21 protein-coding genes are annotated in these 21,510 nt (G+C 67.7%); 9 read left to right on the top strand and 12 right to left on the bottom strand.

Translation table 11 applies throughout. The features are described 5' to 3' along the window. Window positions 1-73: 73 nt before the first annotated feature. Together ACWF82_RS16095 and ACWF82_RS16090 are read right to left on the bottom strand one after the other, a co-directional pair. Entirely contained in the window at window positions 74-853 is a 780-nt protein-coding gene (locus ACWF82_RS16095) for a decaprenylphospho-beta-D-erythro-pentofuranosid-2-ulose 2-reductase (RefSeq protein WP_452501827.1), read from the bottom strand. Continuing rightward, on the bottom strand, window positions 850-2,277 hold the full coding sequence (locus ACWF82_RS16090) for an FAD-binding protein (RefSeq protein ID WP_452501826.1): 1,428 nt from the start codon (window positions 2,275-2,277) through the stop codon (window positions 850-852). The genes ACWF82_RS16095 and ACWF82_RS16090 overlap by 4 nt, the downstream gene beginning before the upstream one ends. Before the next feature lie 15 nt (window positions 2,278-2,292). Between ACWF82_RS16090 and ACWF82_RS16085 the strand changes: the two genes are divergently transcribed. Further along, the gene (locus tag ACWF82_RS16085) at window positions 2,293-2,790 is read left to right on the top strand and encodes a GtrA family protein (protein ID WP_452501824.1); all 498 of its coding nucleotides are present in this window, start codon (window positions 2,293-2,295) and stop codon (window positions 2,788-2,790) included. Here the strand turns inward: ACWF82_RS16085 and ACWF82_RS16080 are convergent, their stop codons facing one another. Together ACWF82_RS16080 and ACWF82_RS16075 are read right to left on the bottom strand one after the other, a co-directional pair. After that, on the bottom strand, window positions 2,791-3,420 hold the full coding sequence (locus tag ACWF82_RS16080; protein WP_452501823.1) for a pyridoxamine 5'-phosphate oxidase family protein: 630 nt from the start codon (window positions 3,418-3,420) through the stop codon (window positions 2,791-2,793). Between the two features lie 169 nt (window positions 3,421-3,589). Beyond that, a complete protein-coding gene (locus tag ACWF82_RS16075) occupies window positions 3,590-5,761 on the bottom strand; it encodes a molybdopterin-dependent oxidoreductase (RefSeq protein WP_452501821.1) in 2,172 nt (723 codons plus the stop codon). A gap of 177 nt (window positions 5,762-5,938) precedes the next feature. Here ACWF82_RS16075 and ACWF82_RS16070 point away from each other — a divergent pair, with 177 nt between their 5' ends. Then, window positions 5,939-6,349 (top strand): hypothetical protein, encoded by a 411-nt coding sequence (locus ACWF82_RS16070; RefSeq protein ID WP_452501820.1) that lies wholly within the window; start codon window positions 5,939-5,941, stop codon window positions 6,347-6,349. 184 nt (window positions 6,350-6,533) lie between these two features. Here ACWF82_RS16070 and ACWF82_RS16065 read toward each other — a convergent pair whose 3' ends face one another. Beyond that, the gene (locus tag ACWF82_RS16065; RefSeq protein WP_452501818.1) at window positions 6,534-7,025 is read right to left on the bottom strand and encodes a hypothetical protein; all 492 of its coding nucleotides are present in this window, start codon (window positions 7,023-7,025) and stop codon (window positions 6,534-6,536) included. A gap of 181 nt (window positions 7,026-7,206) precedes the next feature. Between ACWF82_RS16065 and ACWF82_RS16060 the strand changes: the two genes are divergently transcribed. Further along, window positions 7,207-7,809: a DUF4282 domain-containing protein gene (locus ACWF82_RS16060; RefSeq protein WP_452501816.1), complete on the top strand. Its 603-nt coding sequence runs from the start codon at window positions 7,207-7,209 to the stop codon at window positions 7,807-7,809. A gap of 149 nt (window positions 7,810-7,958) precedes the next feature. After that, window positions 7,959-8,804 (top strand): helix-turn-helix domain-containing protein, encoded by an 846-nt coding sequence (locus tag ACWF82_RS16055; protein WP_452501814.1) that lies wholly within the window; start codon window positions 7,959-7,961, stop codon window positions 8,802-8,804. 3 nt (window positions 8,805-8,807) lie between these two features. Here the strand turns inward: ACWF82_RS16055 and ACWF82_RS16050 are convergent, their stop codons facing one another. Next, window positions 8,808-9,209: a MarR family winged helix-turn-helix transcriptional regulator gene (locus tag ACWF82_RS16050; RefSeq protein WP_452501812.1), complete on the bottom strand. Its 402-nt coding sequence runs from the start codon at window positions 9,207-9,209 to the stop codon at window positions 8,808-8,810. An 85-nt stretch (window positions 9,210-9,294) separates the two neighbouring features. Between ACWF82_RS16050 and ACWF82_RS16045 the strand changes: the two genes are divergently transcribed. Beyond that, window positions 9,295-10,776, top strand: coding sequence for an MFS transporter (locus ACWF82_RS16045; protein WP_452501810.1), 1,482 nt, complete (start codon window positions 9,295-9,297; stop codon window positions 10,774-10,776). A gap of 60 nt (window positions 10,777-10,836) precedes the next feature. Here the strand turns inward: ACWF82_RS16045 and ACWF82_RS16040 are convergent, their stop codons facing one another. After that, the gene (locus ACWF82_RS16040; protein WP_452501808.1) at window positions 10,837-11,385 is read right to left on the bottom strand and encodes a dTDP-4-dehydrorhamnose 3,5-epimerase family protein; all 549 of its coding nucleotides are present in this window, start codon (window positions 11,383-11,385) and stop codon (window positions 10,837-10,839) included. A gap of 2 nt (window positions 11,386-11,387) precedes the next feature. Continuing rightward, window positions 11,388-12,260 (bottom strand): glucose-1-phosphate thymidylyltransferase RfbA, encoded by an 873-nt coding sequence (gene rfbA, locus ACWF82_RS16035; RefSeq protein WP_378850713.1) that lies wholly within the window; start codon window positions 12,258-12,260, stop codon window positions 11,388-11,390. A 241-nt stretch (window positions 12,261-12,501) separates the two neighbouring features. Here rfbA and ACWF82_RS16030 point away from each other — a divergent pair, with 241 nt between their 5' ends. Continuing rightward, window positions 12,502-13,554 carry an alpha/beta hydrolase gene (locus ACWF82_RS16030; protein WP_452501806.1) on the top strand — a complete coding sequence of 351 codons (1,053 nt, stop codon included), beginning with the start codon at window positions 12,502-12,504 and terminating at the stop codon, window positions 13,552-13,554. 116 nt (window positions 13,555-13,670) lie between these two features. Here the strand turns inward: ACWF82_RS16030 and ACWF82_RS16025 are convergent, their stop codons facing one another. Further along, window positions 13,671-14,378: a hypothetical protein gene (locus ACWF82_RS16025; RefSeq protein WP_189032153.1), complete on the bottom strand. Its 708-nt coding sequence runs from the start codon at window positions 14,376-14,378 to the stop codon at window positions 13,671-13,673. Between the two features lie 325 nt (window positions 14,379-14,703). Here ACWF82_RS16025 and rfbB point away from each other — a divergent pair, with 325 nt between their 5' ends. Beyond that, window positions 14,704-15,705, top strand: coding sequence for a dTDP-glucose 4,6-dehydratase (gene rfbB / locus ACWF82_RS16020; protein WP_452501804.1), 1,002 nt, complete (start codon window positions 14,704-14,706; stop codon window positions 15,703-15,705). 21 nt (window positions 15,706-15,726) lie between these two features. Here rfbB and ACWF82_RS16015 read toward each other — a convergent pair whose 3' ends face one another. Together ACWF82_RS16015 and ACWF82_RS16010 are read right to left on the bottom strand one after the other, a co-directional pair. Beyond that, window positions 15,727-17,271, bottom strand: a complete 1,545-nt coding sequence (locus ACWF82_RS16015) for a DUF2142 domain-containing protein (RefSeq protein WP_452501802.1) — start codon at window positions 17,269-17,271, stop codon at window positions 15,727-15,729. Continuing rightward, the gene (locus tag ACWF82_RS16010; protein ID WP_452501800.1) at window positions 17,268-18,233 is read right to left on the bottom strand and encodes a glycosyltransferase; all 966 of its coding nucleotides are present in this window, start codon (window positions 18,231-18,233) and stop codon (window positions 17,268-17,270) included. Before ACWF82_RS16010 ends, ACWF82_RS16015 begins: the two co-directional genes overlap by 4 nt. A gap of 127 nt (window positions 18,234-18,360) precedes the next feature. On the opposite strand from ACWF82_RS16010, the gene ACWF82_RS16005 reads away from it, so the two are divergent. Further along, a complete protein-coding gene (locus ACWF82_RS16005) occupies window positions 18,361-18,891 on the top strand; it encodes a GtrA family protein (RefSeq protein ID WP_452501798.1) in 531 nt (176 codons plus the stop codon). Between the two features lie 111 nt (window positions 18,892-19,002). Then, window positions 19,003-20,901: a glycosyltransferase gene (locus ACWF82_RS16000; protein ID WP_452501796.1), complete on the top strand. Its 1,899-nt coding sequence runs from the start codon at window positions 19,003-19,005 to the stop codon at window positions 20,899-20,901. A gap of 126 nt (window positions 20,902-21,027) precedes the next feature. On the opposite strand, the gene ACWF82_RS15995 is transcribed toward ACWF82_RS16000, so the two are convergent. Further along, window positions 21,028-21,510: hypothetical protein (locus tag ACWF82_RS15995; protein WP_452501794.1), on the bottom strand; the 483-nt coding region annotated here is incomplete at its 5' end.

Raw genomic sequence — 21,510 nt, 5'->3', positions numbered from 1 at the left:
CCCACCCTCTCCACTAAACGAAACAGCCGCACCGTTAGTAACGGTGCGGCTGTGATTCGGAGCGGGTCCCCGACTAGATGGGGAGCTTGCGGAAGATCGGGCGCGGTACGTGGCGCAGCGCCGACATCAGCAAGCGAGCCTCGCCGGGGGCCCAGACGATCTCGGTGCCCTTCTCCGAGGCGGAGACGGCCATCCGGGCGACGTCCTCGGGGTCGACCGTGAGCGGGGCTTCCTTGGAGCCGGTGGCTTCCCAGTGGGCCTTCGTCGCCGAGGTGCGCACCTGCATCGGGCGAACGACGGTGACGCGCGGGCCGTGCGGGCGCAGCGCCTCGCCGAGGCCGAGGTAGAAGCCGTCGAGGCCGGCCTTGGTCGAGCCGTAGACGAAGTTGGAGCGGCGAACGCGCTCACCGGCCACCGAGGACATGACGATGATCCGGCCGTGGCCCTGCGCCTTGAACTTCTCGCCGACCAGCACGCCGACCGAAACACCGGCGGTGTAGTTGATGCCGACGGTCATGACCGCCTTGCGCTGGTTCTGCCACAGCTCCTCGGCGTCGCCGAGCACACCGAACGCCACGATCGCGACGTCGACGTCACCCGCGGCGAACGCGGAGTCGATGACCTTCGGGTGCGATTCGGTGTCGAGCGCGTCGAAGTCGATGACGTCGACCTGGGTCGCACCGGCCGCCTTCAGCTGCGCGACCGCGCCATCGAGCAGCGGGTCGCCGGGCAGGTTGGCCAGGACGATCCGGGCCGGGCTCTTGCGCAGGTACTCGGCGCAGATCGCGAGACCGATCTCGGAGGTGCCGCCGAACAGCAGAATGGTCTGTGGGTTGCCCACTGCGTTGATCACTGGAGCTCCAGCCTCCTGGCCATATCGGACATGAAAACGCCGGTCGGGTCGACGCTGCGGCGGATCTTGATCCACTCGTCGATCCGCGGGTACATCTTGTGGAACGCTTCCGCGCTGGTCCGCGAGTCCTTCGCGGTGTACAGGCGGCCGCCGAACTCCATCACGCGCCGGTCCAGATCGGTGACCAGCTCGTTGAGGCCACGACGGATCGGGAAGTCGACGCAGATGTTCCAGCCGGGCATCGGGAAGCTCAGCGGCGCCGCGTTGCCCTCACCGAACAGCTTGAAGACGTTGAGCGCGGAGATGTGCCCGGACGCCTGGATGTCGATGATGATCCGCTTGAACTCTTCGACGGCCTCGGTCGGCACCACGAACTGGTACTGCAGGAAGCCGGCGTTGCCGTAGACCCGGTTCCACTCCGCGATCATGTCGAGCGGGTGATAGAACTGCGTCAGGTTCTGGATCTTGCCGGTGTAGGTGCCGCCCATGGCGTAGTACGCCTCGCCGACCGCGCCGAGCGAGAGGCGGTTGGCCGACCAGCTCGGGAAGATGTTCGGCACCGTCAGCAGCTGCGGCGCGTCGAACTTCAGCGGGTTCTTGCGCAGCTTCTTGGGCAGCTCGTCGACCTTGGCCAGCCGACCGCGGGTCAGGCAGGCGCGACCCAGCTTGGGCAGCGGGTTCATCACGTCGAACCACGCGCTCGAGTAGGTGTAGTTCGCCTCGCTGCCGTCGCTGTGCACCGCGACGGTCTCGTCGAGCGTGGAGGTCTTCACGCCGTCGTTGAGGAAGTAGGCCGTCTCCGTCGGCGCCATCTCGACGGTGGCGCGCAGGATGATGCCGGTCAGGCCGTTGCCGCCGACGGTGGCCCAGAACAGCTCGGCGTCGGCGGTCGGCGAGATCGTGCGCACAGAGCCGTCGGCGGTCAGCAGGTCGATCGACCGGACGTGGTTGCCGAAGCTGCCTTCGCTGTGGTGGTTCTTGCCGTGGATATCGGAGGCGATGGCGCCACCGATGGTCACCTGGCGGGTGCCGGGTAGCACGGGGACCCACAGGCCGAACGGCAGCGCGGCCTTCATCAGCTGGTCCAGGCTCACGCCGCCGTCCACGTCGACCATGCGGGAATCGCGGTCGATGCGGTGGATGCGGTTGAGCGCCGGCATGTCGATGACGAGGCCGCCCGCGTTCTGCGCGTGGTCGCCGTAGGAGCGGCCGAGGCCACGGGCGATCACGCCGCGTCGCAGGTGCGCCGGCTTGGAGTCGTTGTCCTCGGCGACCATGCTCACGGCCTTGACGATCAACTCGGGATCGCTGGTCGAGAGCACTTCGGCGGAGGTGGGTGCGGTGCGACCCCATCCGGTGAGCGTGCGCGTGCGCGTAGGCAGCGCAAACGCACCGTCGGTGGTGGTCGGAATGTTCTCGGACATCGGCTAAGAGGCTACATGCATGGCGGGAAACGCGACCGGTCTCGTAGTCTTCCTCACGTGCAAGCCCAACCGCATCTGCCGCTTCCCGCCGAGATTCCCCTGGTCGACGAGCCCGGTGGGACCGATGTAGACCTGAAGACGCAGATCGTGCGGTTCACATTGACCGGCGGCCTCTCGGCGATCGTCGACTACGGCATCTACTCCCTGCTGCTGAACCTGGTCGGCCTGCCGGTGAGCCTGGCCAAGGCCATCAGCTTCGTCGCTGGAACGACCACCGCGTACCTGATCAACCGCCGCTGGACGTTCAGGGCCGAACCGAGCAGGGCGCGTTTCTTCGCCGTCGTCGCGCTCTACGCGGTGACCTTCGCCGTGCAGGTCGGCATCAACGCGGTGCTGTACTTCGCGTTGCCAGACGAGTGGTGGCGGCAGCCGCTGGCGTTCGTCGTCGCGCAGGGCACCGCAACCGTCATCAACTTCGTCGTGCAGCGACTGGTGATCTTCAAGATCAAGTAGTCAGCTGGCCTTGGCCGCCGCGGGTGCCGGCTGCTTTCCTGCCTTGACGCCGAAGTAGTCGCCGCCCTTCGCCCTGACATTGTCGGTGCCCCACTCGCGGCGATCCCGGGCGACCGGAACCATCTGCGGAATGTGCTTGCGGCAGTGGATATAGGCTTCTTCCACGTCGACGACGACCCAAACCTGCGATGCCTTGCCGCGTTCGGGGGCAGGCAGATCGCTGACGGTCTCGCGTAGCTCACTGTCGGCAACCATGCGGGCCTTCCCGTTGACGTGCAGCCCGATCAGATCGCGAACGAAGTCGATCATCAAGATCCCCACGTGCGGGTTCTCGAGGATGTTGCCGAGGCTGGCCATTACTCCGTTACCTCGATATTCGGGGTACGCAATCGTGCGTTCGTCGATGACGTGCAGGAATCCCGGCGTACCTGCGCGGAAGCTGGCGTCACATTCGCCGTGCGAGTCGGCGGTGGAGATGAACGCCATGTCCATCCGCGCCATGAATTCGACCATGGAAGGGTTCAGGTAGTCGATCACCTGGTCGTCGTAGAAGCGTTCGGCCCTGTCCGCGGTGCCCAACGTGTCCTGAAGCTCGTGCTCTCCGTCGCTGCCGACATGTTTTCCGGGCATCGGGGCCCCCTCTGCTAGCCGAACCGGGTGATGCGGGTTTCGCGCTGAAACCCCCGCTTGTGACTGCAATCTCACCCAGTCTAGGGGAGCATCACGAGTTATGCAGGGTGTCCATTGTTGCGAATGCTATGAAAGCCGGGTTTGCGCAACGGTTCCCGGAGTGGACTGATCAGGCCGGTCCTACCGTCACCGGGACGCCGTTGAACACGGCGGTGCCCGACACCGCGTCGACCACCGAATCATCGGTCAGCACATTGGCATTCACGCCCGCGTGCGCGACGGCGACCGATTGGGTGGTACTCGCGCCGTGTCCCCATCCGTGCGGCAAACTCACCACGCCTGGCATGATCGTCGGCGTCTGCTCGACTTGAACCGTCAATGAGCCAGCCGCCGAACTGATCTCGGCCAGTTCGCCGAGACCGAGCCTGCTCGCGTCGTCGGGATGGATCTGCAGCGTGCACCGGTTCGATCCGCCGACAAGCCCCGCGATGTTGTGCATCCAGCTGTTGTTGGAGCGCAGTTGCCTGCGCCCGATCAGCACCATCTCCGGTGCGTTCGTCGCGAGTCCGGCGCGCAGTCTGGTTACGTCGGCGAGCAGCTCCGGCGGCGCGAGTTCCACCTTGCGGGACGCGGTGCGCAGCACGCCGGGCAGGCGCGGTCGCAGCGGGCCGAGGTCGATGCCGTGCGGGTTGGCGAGCAGGGCGCGCAGGCTCAGCTCGCCGCCGTTCCACGCGCCGTACGGGCCGAGCTTGAGCATCAGGTCGATGCGCTGTTCGGTGGTGTCGGTGCCTTCGAGCTCGTCGCGGCGCTCGCCCATTCCCGCCTTGTGCAGCATGCCCGAGATAACCAGCTCGTCGATCATCGCGATCGGGCTCTCGGCGCCGGTGCCGGTGTGCGGCTGCCCGCTGATGGCGGCGGCGAGTCGCGCGATCACCGCCGATTCGGACGGGCGGCCGTCGAGCGGAACCAGTGGCGGCGAGTACCGCGTGTAATTGCGTACCGCGAACTGAAGCAGCGCGAAGTCGTAGTGCGGCGACTGTACCGAGCGCGGCGGCGGCAGGATCACCGACGCGTGCCTGGTCGTCTCGTTGACGTACCGGTCGACGCTGACCATGAACTCCAGCCCGGCCAGTCCGCGGTCGAGCCTGGCGCCGCTCGGCGCGGAAAGCACCGGGTTTCCCGCCACCGTGACCAAGGCTTTGATCTGTCCCTGACCGGGGGTTTCGATCTCGTCGGCGAGGGTGGCGACGGGCAGTTCACCCATCATCTCCGGCAGTCCGCGCACCCTGCTGGTCCAGCGGCCCGGCCGGAACGGCCTGGTGCGCGGGATGCCGCCCGCCGCCGCGGTGGCGAACATGGCGCCGCCGGGGGCGTCGAGATTGCCGGTCAGCGCGTTGATCGCGTCGACAAGCCACTGGGTGAGCGTGCCGAACTCGGCGGTGCAGGTGCCGATCCTGGCGTAGACGGCGGCGGTGGGCGCCGCCGCGAGGTCGCGGGCCAGGCCGCGGATTGTGTCGGCGGGGATGCCGGTGCGCTCGACGACCGATTCCGGGCTGAACTCCGCGGCGGCGGCGCGCAGGTCGTCGATGCCGTCGGCCTCGATCCGCACGTCGGTCAGTTCCTCGGCGAAGAGGGTGTGGACGACGGCGAACAGCAGGTAGGCGTCGGCGCCCGGCCGGATGAACAGGTGCTCGTCGGCCAGTGCCGCGGTCCTGGTCGCCCTCGGATCGACGACGACCAGCCTGCCGCCGCGGGCCCGCAGCGCCTTCAGCCTGCCGGGGAAGTCCGGCGCGGTACACAGCGACCCGTTGGATTCGAGCGGGTTGGCGCCGAGCATCAGCAGGAAGTCGGTGCGGTCGAGGTCGGGGACCGGCACGGTCAGCGGGTCGCCGAACATGAGCCCGGCCGCGACCTGTTTGGGCATCTGGTCGGCGGTGCTCGCGGTGTAGATGTGCCGGGTGCTCAGCGCGCGGATCAGGGCGGGCAGATAGAGCGCACCCGCGACGGTGTGGGCGTTGGGATTGCCGAGGTAGACCGCGGTCGAGCCACTGCCGTGCGCCGTGACGACCTCGGTGAACCTGGTCGCGATCAGGTCGAACGCCTCGTCCCAGCTCGCCGGGCGGAAGGCGTCGCCCTCGCGGATCAGCGGGGTGGTGACCAGATCGGGGTCCTCGTCGAGCTTGCCGAAGCTCGCGCCCTTCGGGCACAGGAAGCCCTTGCTGAACGGGTCGTCGCGATCGCCGCGCACCGAGACCACCCGGTCGGCGTCGTCGAGCGTGATCGCGAGACCACAGACGGCCTCACACAGCGGACAGGTGCGCAGCAGCGTTCGCGGAGCCATGCCCCATCCTTACGCCGACCGGCGTACCCGGGTTGGAAAACGCGCAAAGCCGTGCGGATGACCGTTTTGCCCAAGTTTGTGTTTCTCGAAACATGTTTTCCGCCAACACTATTGGGGGCATGCGAAATGATCGGATGGTCCTATGATCACCACCGAGGGGGGTACGGGAAGGGAATAATGCGTACTTTCAAGCTTGCCACCGGGGCCACCGCCCTCGTCGCCGCCGCGATCACCCTGTTCGCGGGCACCGCGTCCGCCGCGCGGACCGCCGACGCGGTGGGTGGCGCCGACAACATCACCGTCTCCATCAACAACACCGACGACGCCTGCTGGTCCGGCACGGTGATGGTGGACGAGATGTTGCAGAGCGCCATCCTCTCCAAGGACAAGCCGTCCGCGGTGCTCGGGAACATCGAGGCGGGCAACCACCGGGTGCGGGTCCACCTCTACGTCGGTGAGGGCGAGTCCTGCAGTGTCAACAGCCCGGCCGTCGAGTTGCTGGACAAGACCGTCGCCGTTGGCGACTCGGCGGGCAACCCGATCCAGGATCTTCTCGATTCGGGCAGTGCGGCTCTCGGCCTGAAGTAGGCACTGAAAAGAGCTCGGGCCGGGCCGGACGGGATCCCTGAGGGGATCGACCGCCGCCCGGCCCGAGCTTTTGTCGTCCCTACGCGGACGCGTACAGCGACGACCCGGTCCGGTAACGCCGAAAACCCGCTGATCGCGACGTCGGGGAGGCGTCGCGATCAGCGGGTTCGGTGAGTTCTTGTCCTCAGCAGGCCACGGTCAGCGTGGCGCGCTTGCGGGTCGCGGCGGCGCGCACGGCGGCACCGAGGGCGACGACCGGCGGGACCCAGCGGGCCTCACCCGGAGCGACGCCCCAGGAGGCGGAGCCCGCGGCGAGCTGGGTCGGGGGCAGCGGGATGCTGGCACCGTCGGTGTGCACGACGACGCCGGCCTCGCGCATGGCCTCGATCGCCATGGCGGCCTTGCGGACGCCGGTGACCAGGTGGATCTCGCGACGCTCCTGGCCCGGGATCTCGATCACGGGGCCGGACAGGTTGTTGGCGCGCAGGAAGCGACGGACCTCGCCCGCCATCTCACCGGTGATCTCGATGGCCGAGACCTCGTCGTCGGTGATCAGGCACAGGCCATTGGCCGTTTCGGCAACCGTCCAACCCCGCGCGGCGTACTCCTGCGCGGCGGCACCTTTCTCGGCGGCCGTGGTTGTGGTCGGAAACGTCGTGCGCACTGTGTTCTCCATTCCCCGAAGAGCTCTGTTCCTGCGTTCATGGGTCGTATCGGACCGGGGTGGCCGTGTTGTTACGCCGTTCCCGAAAAATATTCGGGACTGTCTGGTTCGTCTCACTTCGCAGACCTTCGCTATCGGAGGATGCGGCCCGGCAGGGTTGGCGTAGGGGCCGAAACCGGGCAGGATTCGGCATATGACCGAAGCGCCGGGCACCACCCCGCCTCCCGAGGGGGATCCCGAGGAGTTCGAAGCCGAATCACGCTGGCTCTCTTGGAAAGAGACCGACGTGAAGCGCGCGGCGCGGCGGGCGGCGCAGGCCGGCGACGACGAGAACACGGACGATTCGGACATACCGCGCGACGCGGGTTTCGACGACCCGTTCCGCAGCACCGGATCGGCCAAGCAGTGGGGCGCCGAAGTGCTGCGCTCGCTGCTCGATGTCCAGTTCCGCAGGCCGGCGACAAGAACGTTGCTGCCGCTGGCCTACATCCTCGGTGTCGTCTCCTTCGGTATCGGCATTCCGGTCGTGCTCACGGTGCTGGCGTGGCGGGCATCGGCGCTGCTCGGCATCCTCGCCGCGCTGGTCGCGATCCCGCTCGGGCTGACGATCGCGGCCGCGGTGCGGCTGATGCTGGAGTTCGCGAGCAACGCCGCCCGGTTGGCGGGGCGGGTGGAGCACATCAGCGACCTGGCCGACGGGTTGTTCCAGGCGCTCTCCGATGTCGCCGAGCCGGTGAACCAGCTCTCCGAAGACGTTCGCGCCGTGCAGTTCTGGCGCTTCAGGAAGAAAAAGTAGCTCCGTGCTTGCCCCCCGAAACAGGTGTTGCGCGATGTCCGATTCATTGTGAAACAATCCGTACGCAGATCCGATGCGTATGTCGGCTGCGATAGGGCGGGTCTCCGAAAGAGATGGGGGAGGCCGGATTTGGATAACAGGGGGGAAGTATGGCTTCACCACAGGGCATCACCGGTTCGACGATGCCGCGCAGGCAGCTGGGCAGGCACTTACGTGACCTGCGCAATCAGGCGCGGATGACGACGAGGACCGCGGCGGCGCAACTCGAGTGGTCGGAAGCGAAGATCTGGCGGATCGAGACCGGCCAGACCTCGTTGCGCAGCCTCGACGTCGAGGCGATGTGCAAGGTGTACGGCGCGCCCGCGGAGCTCGTCGAGCCGCTGGCGGCCTTGGCTCGCGAAACCAAGGCGCGGGGATGGTGGACGAGCTACGGCGACGTGATCCCGGAGGGCTTCGAGGTCTACATCGGGCTGGAGGAGGCGGCCACCGGGCTGTCGATCTACGAGGACGGCCTGGTCCCGGCGCTGCTACAGACCGAGGATTACACCAGGGCGCTGCTCGAGCAGACCGTGCCGGGGCTGACCGAGGCCGAGCTGGAGCGCAGGCTGCGGGTGCGCGAGGCCAGGCAGGCGCTGCTCGCCCGCGCGGATTCACCGCTGCGGCTGCAGGTGGTGCTGGCCGAGGCGGTGCTGACCCGGCGCATCGGTGACGATCGGGTGCTGGCCGCCCAGCGCGCGCGCTTGCGCGAGCTGGCCGAGCTCGACACGGTCCGGATCCAGGTGGTGCCCGGTGACACCGGCTATCACGCCGGGCTGGAATCGGGCCGGTTCGTGATCCTGGACTTCGGCGTCGACGGCTCGCTCGACCGGCCGGAACCGCCGGTGGTCTACGCGGAGACCTTCGCCGGCTCGACCTATCTGGACAAGCCGGCCGACCACGAGCGCTACCGCGGCGCGTTCACCGACATCAGCGCGGCGGCATCCGGCGCGCTGTAGCTCCTACCAGGAGTTGGCGAGCACCGCACGGTGCGTGGGCAGGGCTCGGTCATAGACCGCCCTGCCCTTTTCCGTCAGGTGGACGAAGATGGCGCGGCGGTCCTCGACGCACATGGTGCGCTCGACCAGGCCGTCTTTCTCCAGCCTGGCCACGGCGCGCGAGAGCGCGCTCTGACTCAGGTAGATGTCGCCGGCCAGTTCGGTCATCCGGTACTTCTGACAGGCCGCGTCGACCAGGCGATCGAGGGTCTCGAATTCGCTGAGTCCGATGCGGTGTTCGTGCTGAAGCGCCTTCTCCAGTGCGCAGCTCACGGCGGCGTGCCGATCGAGCAGTTCGCGCCACTGGCCGACCAGCTCGGTGGGCGCTTCGTTGCGCCGAGCTGATGCTGTGGCCGGGTTCGACATGGCCCCATCTTAGTGACCCGCGCATGTCCATGCAACCGCAATTTATGTGTTGGCAATTAATGCGTGTGCATGTAATGTCCTCCGCATGACTTCGCCAGCAACGCTCTCGGCCGCAGATCAGGCGACCGATCCGACCAGGTGGCCGCTTCGCCTCTGGGGCATGCTGATCACCCTGTGCATCGTTCTGTTCCTCGACGGTCTCGACGTCTCGATGATCGGCGTCGCGCTGCCGTCCATCGGCGCCGAACTCGATCTGTCCACCTCCACCCTGCAGTGGCTCGTCAGCGGCTACGTCCTCGGCTACGGCGGCCTGCTGCTGCTCGGCGGGCGCACCGCCGACCTGCTCGGACGCCGCAAGGTCTTCCTCATCGCGCTGGCGGTCTTCGCCGTCGCCTCGCTGATCGGCGGGCTGGTCAGCGACCCGACCCTGCTGATCGTCACCCGCTTCATCAAGGGCCTCGCCGCCGCGTTCACCGCGCCGACCGGCCTGTCGATCATCACCACGACCTTCGCCGAGGGAAAGGCGCGCAACAAGGCGCTGTCCATCTACACCGTCTTCGGTGCCGGTGGCTACTCGATGGGCCTGCTGTTCGGTGGCCTGATGACCGGCGTCGGCTGGCGCTGGACCTTCCTGCTGCCGGTCCCGATCGCCCTGGCCGCCCTGGTCGCCGCCTACGTGCTGGTGCCCAAGGACGGTAAGGCCGAGGAAGGCGGGCACGATCTGCTCGGCGCGCTGCTGTCCACCGCGGGCATGCTGCTGCTGGTCTACACCGTGGTCACCGCGCCGGAGGTCGGCTGGGCCTCGGTCCGCACGATCGGTTCGTTCCTCGCCGTCATCGCCCTGTTCGCCGCGTTCGTGATCACCGAGCAGCGGGTGAAGCACCCGCTGGTGCGCCTCGGCATCCTGCGCAAGGTGTCGCTGGTGCGGGCCAGCCTGGCCATCATCGCGGTCGCCGGTTCCTACTTCAGCTGGCAGTTCATCGTCACCCTGTACATGCAGGACACGCTGGACTGGTCGGCGCTGAAGCTGGCGATGGCGCTGCTGCCGGTCGGCATCCTGGTCGTCGGGTCGGCGTTCTTCTCCGAGAAGCTGATCGACCGCTTCGGCACCGGACCGGTCATCGCCGTCACCATGTCCGTGATGGCCGTTGGCTACCTGCTGTTCCTGCGGGTCGACACCGCGCCGGACTACCTGACCGTGCTGCTGCCCGCCATCTTGCTGATCGGCATCGGCTGGGTCGGCTTCCCGGCGATCAACGTGCAGGCCACCAGCGGTATCGATGACGACGAGCAGGGTCTGGCGGCCGGCGTGCTGCAGACCTCCATGCAGGTCGGCGCGGCCATCGTGCTCGCGGTGACCACCGCGATCGTCACCTCCGGCGGGCACGGCGCCGGCGCGACGCCGCAGCAGATGCTCGACACCTACCGGCCGGGCCTCGAGTTCGCCGCAGGGGTCACCATCGTCGGCGCGCTGGTCGCCCTGACGGTCTTCCTGCCGCGGTTGACCCGGTCGCGGGTCGCCGAGGTGCCGGTGGCAGAGGAGAAGGTCCTCGAGCCGGTCGCCTGATCGGATAACGCCGAACGGCACCACCTTGCACAGGTGGTGCCGTTCGTCGTTTCACGTGGATCAAGAAAAAGGCGGGGCCACTTCGTCTTTGGCGGAGCGGATGTAGGTGAGCCTGCTGCCGTCGCGGCCTTCGGCCGGCCACTCGATGCCGAGGCGGGGATCGAAGGCGTCCATGTCGCGGTCGAATTCGGGGGTGTATTCCAGCGAGCACAGGTAGGTGACCGTCGAGCCGTCCTCGAGCGAGAGGATGGCGTGGCCGAGGCCCTCGGACAGGAACACCGAGCGGCGGTGCACGTCGTCGAGCAGCACGCTGTCCCAGCGCCCGTAGGTGGGCGAGCCGGGCCGCAGATCCACGACGACGTCGAGGAACGCGCCGCGCACGCAGGTCACGTACTTGGCCTGGCCGGGCGGGTCCTCGGTGTAGTGGATGCCGCGCAGCACGCCCGCCGCCGAGACCGAGGTGTTCACCTGGTGCAGCTCGAACGGCCGCCCGGTGGCCTTCTCGAACTCCGAGGCCTTGAACGATTCGCAGAACATGCCGCGGTCGTCGCCGAGCAGCCGCGGGGTCACCTCCCACGCGCCGGGGATGGCCAGTTCACGGATCTGCATGCTTACCAGTCTTTCCCGCGGTCGATCAGATCCAGCAGATAGCGGCCGTAGCCGGAGCGCACCATCGGTTCGGCCAGCTCGCACAGCTGGTCGTCGGTGATCAGCCCGCGCCGCCACGCCACCTCCTCGGGCACGCCGATCTTGAGGCCCTGGCGTTCCTCGATGGTGCGCACGTAGTTGGCGGCGTCGAGCAGGGAGTCGAAGGTGCCGGTGTCGAGCCAGGCGGTGCCGCGGGCGAGCACGTCGACGCTGAGCTTGCCCTGCTCGAGGTAGGCGCGGTTGATGTCGGTGATCTCGTACTCCCCGCGCGCCGACGGGCGCAGCTCGCGGGCGATGTCGACCACGTCGTTGTCGTAGAAGTAGAGGCCGGGGATGGCGTAGTTCGAGCGCGGCACCTTCGGCTTCTCCTCGATGGAGACCGCGCGGCCCTGCTCGAACTCCACCACGCCGTAGGCGGTCGGGTCGCTGACCCAGTAGGCGAACACGGCGCCACCGTCGATGTCGTGGAAGCGGGCCAGGCTGGAGCCGAGGCCGGGGCCGTGGAAGATGTTGTCGCCGAGGACAAGGGCGGCGGGCTCGGCGCCGATATGGCTCGCACCCAGCACGAACGCGCGCGCGAGACCGTCGGGTTCGGGCTGCACCACGTAGCTGATCGAGACGCCGAACTGGCTGCCGTCACCGAGCAGCCGGGCGAACGCGTCGGCGTCCTCCGGCGTGGTGATCACCAGAATGTCGTCGATCCCTGCCAGCATGAGCGTGGACAACGGGTAGTAGACCATGGGCTTGTCGTAGACCGGGACGAGCTGCTTGCTCACCCCGCGCGTGATGGGGTGCAGCCGCGAACCGGTGCCGCCCGCCAGGATGATTCCGCGCATGGGGGGAAGTCTGCCAGCTACCGCTCCCGCGGAGACGGGGAGGTTCCGACATGTCGACGAAATGGTCACGAACGTTTCGTGACCTGGTGTGTCGGGCGATTAACGAGACAGACATCGCGTTCATCTGATTATGTGAGCATCGATGTGTGAAACATCACCGTGTTAGATGTCAGCGTCGACATCCGCACCGGGGGGTTCGCCCTGGTCGCGGTCGACGCGCCAGCTGTGAGGTAGGTGCGCGATGGGAACGACCAAGATCGCCAAAATCGGTGTGTTCGGCGGGGTCGCGCCCGTCTCTACGGCTGAGAAGACTGGCAAGCCCGACCAGGGCATCATCGTGAACTCCGGCCGGACGAGCACCTCGTCGCGGGTTTTGATGGGCGCGTGCGTCGGCGTCATCGGACCGCTGCTGCGGACCGTCCCGATCAACCGGGCGACCATCCCGATCGGCGCCGCCGCCGTCGACCTGCTCTCCCGGCTGCGGCCCGAACCGCACGGCATCGAGCGCGAGCAGATCCAGATGGACGGCTTCAAGATGGAGATGGTGCGGCCGGCGGGGGGCTCGCGCGCGCTGCGGCACGGCGCGGTGCTGTACATGCACGGCGGCGGATTCGCGGTCGGCGGCCTGCAGTCGCACCGGGCGATCGTCGCTGGTGTGGCCCGGCGGACCGGACTTCCGGTGCTGAATGTGGAGTACCGGCAGCTGCCAGGCCGCTCGATCAGCTCGGCGATCGACGACTGTGTGCTCGCCTACCGCTGGCTGCTGCGCCACGGCGCCGATCCGGCCAGGATCGTCTTCGCGGGTGACTCCGCCGGCGGCTACCTCACCTTCGCCACCGCGCTGCGCTCGCGTGAGATCGGGCTGCCGCTGCCCGCGGCGCTGGTCGGCCTCAGCCCGTTGCTCGACCTGGATTACCGGGCCAAGCAGGGATACGTCAATGTCAGCCGGGACGCGTACATCCCGCTGGCCGGCCTCGAGGCTGTCGTCCGGCTCGGCGCCGAGACCGAGGGCCCGCTCGACCCGGCGCTGTCGCCGGTCAACGCCGACCTCGCCGGAATGCCTCCGGTCCTGCTCATCGCCGCGGAGGACGAACTGCTGCGCTACGACTGCGAGCTGATGGCCCACCGGCTCAGCGCGGCGGGTGTCCCCAACACCCTCGAGCTGTGGCGCGGCCAGGTGCACGCGTTCATGAGCATCCTGCCGAGCATGCCGGAGAGCCGCTCGGTGCTCGGGCGGGTCGCCAAGTTCGTCCGGGTCGCCCTGGAACCCGCCGAGCGGGCCAGGACCGCGTAGCAGCTATCGAACTGGCTCGGACGTCCTGATCACGATCGGCCGGACGAGCCTCCTACCTGAAGAAGCCCCGCCCGGCAGTGCGCCGGACGGGGCTTCATGGCTCGCGTATTCCGGGACTACTTGGCCGGCGCGGTGAACGGCTGGTTGATGGTGGTGAAGTACTGGATGGCAGCACCGATGGCGACGGGGGCGGTGATGAAGATGTTGCCCGCGATGGCACCGACCGGGCCGACCAGCAGCGCGCCCGCGATGCAGCCGACGGCGGCGGCAGGCAGGAAGGGGCCGAGCAGGCCGACGATGGTGCCGAGGGCGACCGTGCCGGCGAGGACGCCACCGAGGACGCAACCGACGGCGGCGCCGCCGAGGCCACCGACCAGCGACGCGATGGAGGCGCCCATGGAGATGGTGTCCTTCATGCGGTTGAAGGCGGCGACCTCACGGTCGTACTCCGACTTCCAGGGGGCCTTGTCCTCGAAAGGCAGGGCGACCGGCTTGTACACGGCCTTGGCCGGGTCCAGCTGCGGGGTCAGGACGGCCTTGTTGCCCGAGATCTCGGCCGCGATGGGCAGCTCGAAGTCGTCGAGGCGGAAGGTCAGCGGGGTGGCGGCGATGGTGGTGCCGTCGGCGGCCTTGATCTTGAAGGCGCCTTCTTCTTCGACCAGCGAGCCCGCGTCGGTGGTGATGACGGACGTGCCGTTGATCTCCTGGGCGGTGAAGTTGACCGGGGCCGGGGCCTCGTTCGGCGCAGCGTTGACGGCGCCGGCGGTGACGCCCATGGCGGCGATCAGCAGCGCCGAGGTGGCGGCGAATTTCCTCATCAGCATTTTCGTAGAACCTCGATGTCGGAGCGTTCGGAGGGGACTCGATGATCAAAATCCCCCGCAGCTAACGAGCGGTGAACCCGCCGTGACTGTCTATTCAAATTCCGTTCACCGGTGATACCCCAGGACCAGTGCGTGGTTCGAAACCTGAGCGTTGACCGGGCATTTTCTCAGAAAACCAGACCCTGAGTCGTAACCTACCCACCCGTAGTGTGACCGACATCACGGTGTAAATACCTGGAGCTTCTCGGCAGTGCGGCAGTACGGCAACGGATTTCGGCCGGACTCGCCGCACGGCAGGCACGCGTGAGCACGTATCGTTGGCGTGGTGCGAGTGCTCGTAACCGGCGGGGCCGGCTTCATCGGTGCGAATTTCGTCCAGCAGACGGTGGCCACGCGCCCGGATGTCCACGTGACCGTCCTCGACGCGCTCACCTACGCGGGAAACCGCGCGTCGCTGGATTCGGTCGCCGATCGGATCGAATTCGTGCACGGCGACATCGCCGATCTCGACCTGGTCGACAATCTGGTCAGCGGCGTCGACGCGGTGGTGCATTTCGCCGCCGAATCACACAACGACAACTCCCTGGCCGAGCCGTGGCCGTTCGTGCAGACCAATATCGTCGGCACCTACTCGCTGCTGCAGGCGGTGCGCCGCCACGACGTGCGTTACCACCACGTCTCCACCGACGAGGTGTACGGCGACCTCACCGCCGACGACCCGGCCTTCACCGAAACCACCGCCTACAACCCGTCGAGCCCGTATTCGGCGACGAAAGCGGGCAGCGATCTGCTGGTGCGCGCCTGGACCCGGTCGTTCGGTGTCCGCGCGACGCTGTCGAACTGCTCCAACAATTACGGCCCGTATCAGCATGTGGAGAAATTCATCCCACGCCAGATCACCAATTTGATCGACGGTGTGCGCCCGCGTCTCTACGGCGCCGGTCATCAGGTGCGCGACTGGATCCACGTCGACGATCACAATCGCGCGGTGTGGGACATTCTCGACCGCGGCCGGATCGGCCGGACCTACCTCATCGGCGCCGAGGGCGAGCTCGACAATCTCAGCGTCGTCCAGCTCATTCTGCAGGCCTTCGACCGCGACCCCGCCGACTTCGACCACGTGACCGACCGGCCGGGCCACGACCAGCGCTACGCCATCGACGCGAGCCTGCTGCGTGACGAACTCGGCTGGTCACCGCGGTACGCGGACTTCCGGGCAGGCCTGGCCGACACCATCACCTGGTACCGCGAGAACGAAAACTGGTGGCGGCCCAAGAAGGCCGCCACCGAACGCGCCTACGCGGCAGCGGGCGAAAAGAAGCTCTGACCCCCACCGTCGTCCGGGGACTTATCCCCAGACGACGGTGTAATACGTCGCGGCCGCGGCGATCAGCGCGAAAACCGACGCGCAGGTGACGGTGATCGCCGTTCCGCGAGTGGGAATCACGCCGTCGGAATCGCTGAGCCGCAAGGGAACCCAGCGCGCGACGACAGCCAGACCCATGATCGCCAGGGGCACGAAATAGCGGCCCTGCACGCCGTCGATGATGAAGAAATCGACCGGCGTGAACGACATGTACAGCGTCACGTAGATCATCGCCACGCTCGCCAGCACCGTCAGCGCCACGATCAGGGTGCGCCGGAAAGTGGCCGTCACGGTGCTCATCCGGTCGGCGATACCGAAACTCACCGCGAAGGCGATCAGGCACGCCAGCATCGAAATCGCGGGCACGTCGACATAGGCGAAGCCGAGTTCACCGAAGAACTGGTTGAACCAGCGGTGATCACGCAGCGCGATGCTCTCGCCGAAGGTGTGCACGAATTGCACCGGGTCGCTGATGATTCCCTTCAGCTGGTCGGTGGGACGCACCTCGTGCCACTGGTGCGGCGGCCGCATCAGGCCCATGCCCTCACCGGTCGCTGCCGCGATCTTGGTCCACGCCAGGAAAAGCGCGGCGCCGGTCGCGGCGAACGCCCACGGAATCAGCTTGAGTTTTCCGGCGAGTCCGAGCCGGTCGGCGGGTACAACGACAACGAGCATCGCCAGCAGCACATACGTCGGTTTGCTCAGCGGCAGCGCGATCGTCGCGGCCAGCAGCGCACCGGTTTCCACCGGTCGCAGCCGATCACCGACGAACAGCGCCTTGAGCAGCAGCGCCGACACCATGATCGCGAGCGCGTTGGTGAGCGTGTCCGCGGTGACGGTGCCCGCCTGGAACAGCGCGATCGGCAGCACCGCGACGGTGAATACCAGCCACTGGCTGCGCCGCTCTTTCAGCGCGTACAGCGCGAAGCTGACGACCGCGAGGTAGGTCACCAGCCCGGCCAGCCGGGTCAGCAGAGACAACCCGCCGACATCCAGGCCGATCGCCTCACCGAGCCGGATACCGATGGCGGCGGGCACATACGGCACCGGAGAGTAGGCGGCGGTGTTGGTGAACCACACGGCCTTGGTGGCCGCGGAGATCTCGGCATCGCCCAGCCGGTCGTAGGCGGCGCGGTCGGCCACCATGGCATTGGGCTCGTCGGACTCGTCGGGGTTGTCGTTGTAGTCCTGGAAGGCGTAGCTCATCAGCGCGTCGACGCTGACCGGGACCTGGCCGCCGTAGGCCACGCCGCGATCGTCGGCGATGCGCTGCGGGAACACCCCGCCGTGCGCGACCTGGTAGGCGCGGCCGAACTGGGTGATCTCGTCATGGCCCCAGAACGACGGCGTGAGCACGGCGAACAGGGCGCCGAACACGGTCGCGATCACGGCGAACGCGACCGTGGCCGCGCCCAGCTTGTCGGTCAGCGTGCGTACCGGCGCGAGGACACGGTCCTTGGTGCTCGGTGCGGGAGTAGCGGGTTTGCTGAGCTCGACGGTGGTGTCCGGCTCGGTCGAAGTCGTCACCGACGGTCTCCGGCAGCGACGTCGTCGTTCACCCCGGCCGCGGAATAGCGCAGGTAGACCAGTCGCGCGGCCTCGTGGCGGGATCGGCGGATGCCGTCGAGGATCATGCCGGCGGTCCAGGCCAGGCTGCCGAGCAGCATCAGCGTGAACGCGAAGAACAGCGTCGGGAACCGCGCCACCTCATGGGTGTTGTAGAACTCGATCACGATCGGGACGGTCAGGATCAGCGACACCAGCCAGGCCAGCGTGCCGAACAGGCCGTAGAACGCCACCGGGCGCTCGTGCCTGGCCAGGCCGAGGATCAGCGCGAGGATCTTGGTGCCGTCGCGGTAGGTGCGCAGCTTGGACTCGCTGCCCGCCGGGCGGTCGCGGAAACCGACCTGCACCGCGGTCTGCGGCACCCGCAGGTGCAGCGAGTGCACGGTCAGTTCCGTCTCGATCTCGAACTCGCGCGAGACGGCGGGGAAGCTCTTGACGAACCGGCGCGAGAACACCCGGAAGCCGCTCAGCATGTCTTCGACGTTCTCGCCGAACACCTTGCCGACGACGCCGTTGAGCACCTTGTTGCCGGTCTCGTGACCCGACCGGTAGGCGTTGGTGTCCTCGTCCTGCTTGCGCACGCCGAGCACGTGATCGTAGGGGCCATCGAGCAGCGTCTTGATCATCAGCGGTGCCGCGGACGCCTCGTAGGTGTCGTCGCCGTCGATCATCACGTAGACGTCGGCCTCGATGTCGGCGAAGGCGCGGCGCACGACGTTGCCCTTGCCCTTGGTGTTCTCGTAGCGCACGATCGCCCCGGCCTCACGGGCGCATTCGGCGGTGCGGTCGGTGCTCAGGTTGTCGTAGACGTAGACGACGATCCCCGGCACGGCGGCCTTCAGGTCGGCGACGACCTTGGCGACCGCGGCCTCTTCGTTGTGGCAGGGGACCACGGCGGCAATGCGAAGCTCGGTGGAGTCCACCCGGGTCAATCCTCGAATGTAGGCAGCAGTGGGACACCGGGAGGGTACACAGCGCGAGTCCGATCCGCTCACCCGGTTCAGCGAGCTTAACGCGGGAGCCGACCGGCCATCGGTGTACGGTCGGCCCGTGTCCCACCCCGAGTTGTCCGAGCCGGTCCCCGTGTCCTTGATGTCGAAGGTGGTGACGGCCCTGCGGCAGGGGGCGGCGTTTCTCGTCGTCGGCGCGATCGGATTCCTGGTCGACGCGGGCACCTACAACCTGCTGGTCTTCTGGGGTGGGGGATTCTCTTTCTCCGAAGGTGTGCTGTATCACTCTCCGTTGCCCGCCAAGATCATCGCGATCGCGGTCGCGACGGTGGTCACCTACTTCGGCAACAAGTGGTGGACGTTCTCCCACAAGAAGACCGACAACCCCGGTCGTGAATACCTTCTGTACGCGGTATTCAACGTGGTCGCGATCGGTCTGCAACTCGGCTGCCTCGGCTTTTCCCGCTATGTGCTCGACCTGTCCTCGCCGCTGTCGGACAACATTTCCGGCACGTTGATCGGCCAGATCGTCGCGGTCGTATTCCGCTATTGGGCCTACGACAAATTCGTCTTCACCGGCTCTTCGGCAACCGAAGAGCAACACGCGCGGGGTGCGGCGACCCCTCACTGACGGCGCGACGACGCCGGGCGATTGATATCCTCACCCCCGCCTGCCGCGCCGCCCTTTCTTTACGTGACTGCTTGCGTCGGCGCAGTCGATACCGAGAATTTCGAGGACTTCATGGAACAGTCGGCTACGGGAGCCGTGACCGAATCGAACGATCGGCGCGCGGCCGCGCCGGAATCGCTGCGCGGTGAACACGCGGCGCCGGAGCGGCTGGTGCTGGCCAGGGGCATATTCACCGGCCCGTCGGCCCGGGTGAGTGACGAGCTCTACGCCGTCGTCAAGGGCGGCGCCGCGGTCCGCGAGCGCCTGGCGCTGCACCTGCCCAAGGGCGCCACTGCGCACACCAACACCTACTTCGGCCGCTTCGCCGCCAGCTACTGGCAGCGCTGGACCACCGTCACCGAGGTGACGGTGAGCGCGACCCTCGAGGTCGGTGACAAGGCCAACGTGCGCCTGGTCGCCTCCGACATCGCGGGCCACCGCCGCATCATCGCCTCGCTCGTCGCGACCAGCAGCGGGCGCGTCAGCCTGAGCGCCCCGCTGGACCAGTACGTCGACGGCGGCGCGCTGTGGCTCGAGTTCGACGCCATCGGCGGCCCGCTCGGCATCACCGAGCTCGCCTGGACCGCGCAGGCGCCGGAGAAGGTCCGCCCGGTCGCGATCGCGATCTGCACCTTCAACCGGGCCGAGGACTGCGCGCACACCGTGGCCGCGCTGGCCTCGGACGCGACCGTGCTCGCCGCGATCGACGCGGTCTACGTCGTCGACCAGGGCACCGATCTGGTCGAGAACCGTCCGCTGTTCCAGCAGGTGCGTCCCGACTTCGGCGACAAGCTGCGCTACATCCGTCAGCCCAACCTCGGCGGCGCCGGCGGCTTCACCCGTGGCCTGTACGAGGTGTCGGCGGCCAACGAGCACGCCGACGTCATCCTGATGGACGACGACATCCTGTGCGAGCCCGAGACCGTGCTGCGGTTGCAGGCCTTCGCCAACCTGACCGTCGAACCGACGCTGGTCGGCGCGCAGATGCTGTTCCTGCTCAACCCCGACTACCTCAATGTCGGCGCGGAGGAGGTGCACTTGCACGAGCTCAAGCACGGGCAGAAGGTGCCCAAGGCGCTGCGCAACACCTCCATGCTCAAGAAGAACCAGGAGCGCCGCGTCGACGCCGGCTACAACGCCTGGTGGACCTGCCTGATCCCGGCCGAGGTGGTCGCCAAGATCGGCCTGCCGGTGCCGATCTTCTTCCAGTGGGACGACGTCGAGTACGGCATCCGCGCGCGGGAACACGGTTTCGTCACCGTCACCCTGCCCAACGCCGCCGTCTGGCACGCCGACTTCTACTGGAAGGACTACGACGACTGGGCGCGCTACTTCTCCACGCGCAACTCGCTCGTCGTCGGTGCCCTGCACACCGATCTCGACGGCAAGGCGATCACGCGCGAGTTCTTCCGCAACATCGCCGAGCACCTCGTCGGCATGCAGTACGGCCTCGTGCACACCACCCTGCAGGGCATCGAGGACTTCATGAAGGGCCCGAAGGTGCTGCGCGACGGCGGCATCGACGCCCTGGCCGCCGCCCGCGGCACCCGCGGCGACTACCCCGAGACGATCAAGCACCCCGCCGCGACCCCGCCGGTGAACTCCGCCGACATCCAAATCCGCCGGGCAGGCGGTGAGCCGAGCCGGGTCACCCTGGTGCTGATCAAGCGCGCGATCGCGCAGTGGACCGGGCGTACACAGCACGGCCTGATCGGCATCACCCGCGAGGACGCGCACTGGTGGCACGTCGCCCTGTTCGACCACGTGGTCGTCACCGACGCCTCCCAGTCCGGCGTCCGCGTCCGCCGCCGCGACAAGGCCCGCGCCCGCGCCCTGCTCATTCGCGCCTACCGCACCCTGCGCAAGCTCCGCAAGGAACTGCCCGCGCTGCAGGCCGAGTACCGCGCCGCGATGCCCGAGCTCACCAGCCGCGAGAACTGGGCCAGGCTCTACGGGATCGATCCCAGCTGAGCTGGTCTGTACTGCTGAACGCCGCGCCGGAATTCGTTCCGGCGCGGCGTTTCTCGTTCGGCTCGCCGGTCCGTCGACGTGAACAGCCCCGGCGCGGTGCCGGGGCTGTCGAGGTCGTCGGCGGGGTCAGCCCACCAGGATCAGCACGAACATCAACAGGAACAGCACCGCGGCCAGCGCACCTGGCAGCAACGTCAGGATCAGGCCGGGCGTCTTCTGCGGTTCCGGCCCGATCGCGCCCTTGAAGAAGAACACGGCAGGCGGCTTGTAGTACACCGTGCTACCCGGCCCAGGCCCGACCGGCGCCACCATTTCCGCCGGCCCCATGTCGAACAGCCACGGCGTCACCACGCGCACGTGATACTGGCCCGGCCCGACCGGCACATGGTTCTGTCCCCACCGCGTATCCGGTACCGGTTGCCCGTTGACGAAGATCTTCGGCTTGACCAGTGCCAGCATGAACGCGGTCCAGACGAAGGTCGCATCCACTATCAGGCCAGGAGTATTCGGCCCCTGTGCCTGCCCCGATGTGCCCTGGCCAGTCGCGCCCTGCGGACCGCCGAACTGCCCTGGGGCGCCTTGGGGACCGCCGAACTGCCCTGGGGCGCC

The organism is Nocardia sp. NPDC055053, assembly GCF_053608285.1.
This window is presented reverse-complemented; position numbering and strand designations above follow the sequence as displayed.